This window comes from Streptomyces sp. NPDC057654 (assembly GCF_042800135.1).
Classification (GTDB): domain Bacteria; phylum Actinomycetota; class Actinomycetes; order Streptomycetales; family Streptomycetaceae; genus Streptomyces.
On sequence record NZ_JBHVHQ010000577.1, the window covers coordinates 1 to 5664 of the forward strand.

Consider the following 5664-nt stretch of genomic DNA (forward strand, 5'->3'; position numbering starts at 1 on the left):
GCTGGTGCTGCTCGCGCTCGTACGCCGCGGGCGCCGGCCGATCGCGGAGTGGCTGGCGACGGCGCTCGCGCTGCGCCGGCGGAAGCGGCAGGCGGCGCAGCCGCTCGACGCGGGTACGGACCCGAGCTTCGCGCCCGCCGTGGAGTGCGAGCCCGCGCTGGCGACGAGCACCTTCACCGACCGGGAGCGCCGGTCGGTCGGCATGGTCGGGGACGGGACGTTTCTGACGGCGGTCCTCCAGGTCGAGGCCGTGGACTCCCCGCTGCGCCCGCAGCGAACGCAGCGGCCGCTGCCGCTGGCGCTGCTGCGGGACGCGATGGAGGTGGACGGCGTCCGGCTGGAGTCCGTGCAGATCGTGCAGAGCGCGCTGCCCGCGCCCGCGCCGCATCTGCCGGAGCAGGCGGTGGCGGCCCGTAATTACGTGCCGTTGCAGGCGCAGACCGGGGCCCCCGCGGTGCGGCTGACCTGGATCGCGCTGAAGCTCAACCCCGAGCTCTGCCCGGAGGCCGTCGAGGCCAGGGGCGGCGGCCTGGAGGGCGCGCGGCGGTGCGTGCTGCGAGCGGCCGACCAGCTGGCGAGCCGGTTGCAGGGGGCCGGTTTCGGCGTGACGGTGCTCACGGAGGAAGGGCTGACGGCGGCGATAGCGACCGCCGCGAGCGCGAACCCGATGGCCACGGCGCAGGCGGGGCGGACGAACGCGCCCACGCGGCGGACCGTCGAGAACGCGCGCACCTGGCGCTGCGACGACCGCTGGCACACCACGTACTGGGTCGGCCGCTGGCCGCAGTTGGGGCCGTCGGCGACGCCGCTGCCGCAGCTGGCGGCGCTGCTGACCTCGCTGCCCGCGCTGTCCACGACGCTCAGCCTCACCCTGGGGCGGGGCGGCACGCAGAGCGGGCGGCACGCCCCTACGGTGACCGGCCATGTACGGATCACGGGCCGCAGCGCCGATGAACTGGTCGCCGTGCGGCGGGAGATGGAGCGCACCGCGCGCGGGGTGAAGGTCGGGCTCGTACGGCTGGATCGTGAACAGGTTCCCGGCGTCCTCGCCACCCTGCCCCTCGGAGGTACCCGCTGATGGCCACGCCGACGACCGCCCCGGCCGACCCGGCCGCAGCCCAGCCCGCCGGCGGCCCGCAGGACTTCCCGGGCGCGGGCCGCACCGACACGCTCAGTCCGGCCCCGGCGCCGCCCGCCCCGCGCATACGGACGTCCCGCTTCGGGTTCGGGCTGATCGGGCCGCGCCGCCAGCGGCACGAATTGACCCCGGAGCAGTTCGAGTCGCTGGCGCTGCCCGTGGGCGACGACGGCGTGGTCATCGGGCAGGACGCGCGCGGCCAGGCGTCCGTGCTGGGCCTGAGCCGGCCGACGCCCTTCGAGGTGCTGCTGATCGGCGGCCTGTGGACGTCGCAGGTGATCGCGTTGCGTACGGTCGGCACGGGCGCCCGGGTCACGGTGGAGACGGGCCGCCAGCAGATGTGGACGGCGCTCGCCCAGGCTGCCAACAGCGGCCAGCAGTGCGTCACGCTGCACGATGTGGGACGGGTGCCGCCGCAGGGGCCCTCGGTGCACAGCCCGGTGCTCGTCGTCCGCGACTGCGGCATGCGGCCGCCGCGCGGCCGGGTGAACGCCGCGCCCTGGCAGTCGGTGCTGACGCTGCTGCCCTACCTCAGCCCCGTCGCGCCGCGGCTGATGGAGAGCGCGGGCCTGGTCGGCGTCCAGCGGGTCTCACCGGACGAGGCGCGGCAGATCGGCAGGGCCATGGCCCTGCCGCAGGCCGATGTCGAGGCGCTGTCCACACTCCAGGACGGGGTCACGCTCTGGTGTACGCGCCAATCGCGGATGTACGTGGCCACGCAGCCGACCGATCCCGAGACGGGACTGATGGGCGGGGCGCGCCGGATGGACTGAGGCGCCCGGCTCCGGGCAAGGGGCAAAAGGGCGGAGTACGGGGGTACGGGGTGAAGGTTCGGGGTGAGGAGCTGCCTCTCGGCGGGGGCGTACGGCTCCGTCGCGGTGTGCGGCATCGGGGCAGCGGGGCGGTCGCGTTCGGTCAGGGGTGTCCGCCGTCCGTTGTCCGGCTGTCCGTATGCGCTGACCGCGCGCGGCGCAAATCACCGGAAATACCCGAATCGTGCATGAATACCGTCCAGTTACGGAAGTGAAGCGGCGGTTCCGCACATCGATGTGCACCAATTGCCACCGCTTGCCCCTGGGCCGCACTGGAACGGCCACGCACGGGCAGGTGACTCATCGGACACCGGTAAGGGCGGGGGCGGGCCTGCCATAGCACCGCTGATGATGATTAGTCTTGGTGTACGTACGCGCAGGAGAGTCCGAGGCAGGGCTTCTGCGTCACATACGGGGGAAACCCGGGCAGTCGGACGACGGGAACGGTCGGCCCCGACAAGAAATTCAAGGGCGCTAGACCACACCAGCAGGAGGCATTGTGAGCAGCGATCGGGACGAGAGCCGCGCTGGCGGGAAGACGGCCGGCGAGGATCGGTCCGACGCCGAGCACGAGCACACGGGCGAGTTCACCATCGACTACACGCCGCCTGCCTGGTACACGCAGAACGCGTCGGGCGATCAGGGCGGGACATCGACGCCCCCGCCGCCGTCGGGCATGCCGCTGTCGGCCCCGGGGACGCCGCCGGGCGGGTTCCAGCCCGCGTGGCCGCCGCAGCCGGCCGCCGAGCCGCCCGCCGCTCAGCAGCAGCCGCCTGCCCCTCAGCCCCCCGCCGCACAGCCGTCTGCCGCGCAGCCGCCCGCACCGCCGCAGGCTCCGGCGAACTCCGCGTCGACGCCTCCGGTCGCGGCCCCGCCCGTACCGGCCTCGCCGCCTGCCCCCGCGCCTTCTCCTGTACCTGCGCCCGCGCCGGAAGCCGAGGAGGGGGAGAAGCTGCCGAGCTTCTCCGAGTTGCAGGCGGCGGTGAACGGGGACGCGGGGAGCGCGGAACGCTCCGAGGGCGCCGACGGGGCCAAGGGGAATGACGACGCCGGTAGCGGTGGGGTACCGCTCGGCGGTTCCACCATGCGGTTCTCCAGCGCCGCTCTGCGTCGTGAGGTCGCTGAGCGTACGGGCGACGATGACGGGGAACCGGCCGACCGCGCTCCGTCCGATGCCGCCGCGCCCGACGGGCCCTCCGCCGCCACTGCCGCTTCCGCGAACTCCGTGAAGGAGAGCGGCGGCGACGAGGGAGAAGGCGACAAGGGGGACGTGCGCAGCGAGGGGACGATGAAGTTCTCGGCCGCGGCGCCGCGCCGTGAGGAGCCGGCCGCCGAGCCCGCGGACGCCCCCGCACCGACGTCGCCGACCGCACCGGCCTCGCCGACCGCACCGGAGGACACGGCAGCCGACGCCGCACCATCCGTACCGTCCGCGCCGTCCGCACCAGCGAACGCTCCCGCCGCCCCCGCTCCCCCGCAGGCCTGGGCCCCGCCGCCCGCGCCGCCCGGCGGGCTGCCGCCCCTGCCGCCGGACTTCCAGCCCGCGGCCCCCCAGTCTTCCCAGCCCTCCCAGCCCCCTCAGTCCCCGCAGGCCCCTCCGGCCACCGCCGCTCCGACCAGCGGTGCCCCTTGGGCGCAGCAGTCCGCCCCGGAGCAGCAGCCGGGCGCGGCGGGTCAGGCGGCGCCGGGGCCGTACGCGCCGACGGGCGCTCCCGGTTCCGGTCCCGTACAGCAGGGCTCCCCCTGGCAGCCCCCGGCGACAGCTCCGGGCCCCAACTCACCTTCCCCGCAAGCTGGTTACGGGTATCCGGGCCCGGCAGCGGCCGGTCAGCCCGCAGCGCAGGGCGGCTACGGCTTCCCCCAGCCCGGCCCGTACGCCCCTCAGCAGCCCCCGGCCCCGGCTCCGGCCGCACCGCAAGAGGCGCCGGCGCCGGCACCCCAGGACGGCTACGGCTACCCCGGACCGGGTGCGCAGCAGCCCCCGGCCGCCCCCGCCAACGCCCCTGCCGCGCCCGGCGGTTACGGCTACCCGCAGCCGCCGGCCGGCGCCATGCCCCCGGCCGCCGACCCGGCGCAGCCGGGGCCCGGCTACGAGGGCGCGCAGCCGGGTTCGCCCGTCGACCCGCGGGCCGGCGGCTGGCCGACCGTCACCCCCGAGCAGCGGCAGCGTTCCGTGCACGGGGCGCCGCTCGGGTACACCGCGGCGGTGGAGCTCTCCTCCGACCGGCTGATCAGGGGCAAGCAGAAGCCCAAGAAGCAGGGCAGCAACGCGGCTTCGCGGTTCAAGTTCGGAGCGAAGAAGGAGGAGGCCGAGCGGCAGCGCAAGCTGGAGCTGATCCGTACGCCGGTCCTCTCCTGCTACCGCATCGCCGTCATCAGCCTCAAGGGCGGCGTCGGCAAGACGACGACCACCACCGCCCTGGGCTCGACGCTGGCGAGCGAGCGCCAGGACAAGATCCTCGCGATCGACGCCAACCCGGACGCGGGCACGCTCGGCCGCCGGGTGCGCCGCGAGACCGGCGCGACCATTCGCGACCTGGTGCACTCGATCCCGCACCTGAACAGCTATATGGACATCCGCCGGTTCACCTCGCAGGCGCCCTCCGGGCTGGAGATCATCGCCAACGACGTGGACCCGGCGGTCTCCACGACCTTCAACGACGAGGACTACCGGCGCGCGATCGACGTGCTGGGCAAGCAGTACCCGATCATCCTCACCGACTCGGGCACCGGACTGCTCTACAGCGCGATGCGCGGGGTCCTGGACCTCGCCCACCAGCTGATCATCATCTCGACGCCGTCGGTCGACGGCGCGTCGAGCGCCAGCACCACCTTGGACTGGCTCTCCGCGCACGGCTACGCCGACCTCGTCTCGCGCAGCATCACCGTGATCTCCGGGGTCCGCGAGACCGGCAAGATGATCAAGGTCGACGACATCGTGTCGCACTTCGAGACCCGCTGCCGCGGCGTCGTCGTCGTGCCGTTCGACGAGCACCTGGCGGCGGGCGCGGAGGTCGATCTCGACATGATGCGGCCGAAGACGCGCGAGTCGTACTTCAACCTCTCGGCCATGGTCGCCGAGGACTTCGTACGGGCCCAGCAGCAGCAAGGGCTGTGGACCGGGGACGCCAACAACCCGCCGGGGCATGTGGGTTCGCCCGCGCAGGGCGGTTACGGGCCCGGCCAGGGCCAGTTCCCCGGGCAGTTCCCCCCTGGGCAAGGCCAGGCACCGGGCCAGGCTCCGGGCGCGCCCGGCGGTCCGTACGGCGGCGGCCCCTTCGGCAACCCGTACGGCGAGCAGCCTCAGCAGCCCCAGCCGTACCCGCAGCAGCCGGGGCAGCCCGGCGGCTGGCAGCAGGCCGCGCCCGGCGGGCCCGCGCCCGTACCCGGTCAGGGCCAGCCCGGCCCCGTACCGCCCGGCTGGCAGCAGCAGCCTCAGGCGCAGCAGCCCGCGTACCAGCCGCAGCCGGGCCAGGCGCAGATGCCGGGCTGGCCGCCGCAGCAGGCACCGCAGCCGCAGCAGCCCCCGGCCTATCCGGGAGCACAGCCTGGCCAGCCCGGCCAGCCGGGTGAGGCTCAGCAGCCCCAACAGCCGCAGCCTGAGCAGCCGCCTCAGCAGCCGCAGCCCGGCTACGGCTACCCGCCGCCCCCGGCACCGCCGCAGCAGTAGCAGCCCCTGGATACGTCTGGGCGGGCCCCGCATCGGATGCGGGG

At 74.8% G+C, this 5664-nt stretch carries 3 protein-coding genes; all 3 read left to right on the top strand.

The annotated features are described in order from the left end of the window. Positions 1 to 1078 (top strand): type VII secretion protein EccE (gene eccE / locus ACFU99_RS31055; RefSeq protein ID WP_384398349.1); only part of this gene is annotated, 1078 nt, incomplete at its 5' end. Further along, complete coding sequence (locus tag ACFU99_RS31060) at positions 1078 to 1911, top strand: hypothetical protein (protein ID WP_384398351.1); 834 nt, start codon at positions 1078 to 1080, stop codon at positions 1909 to 1911. The genes eccE and ACFU99_RS31060, both read left to right, overlap by 1 nt. Before the next feature lie 538 nt (positions 1912 to 2449). Next, entirely contained in the window at positions 2450 to 5620 is a 3171-nt protein-coding gene (locus ACFU99_RS31065; RefSeq protein WP_384398353.1) for an SCO5717 family growth-regulating ATPase, read from the top strand. The last annotated feature ends 44 nt before the right edge of the window (positions 5621 to 5664 follow it).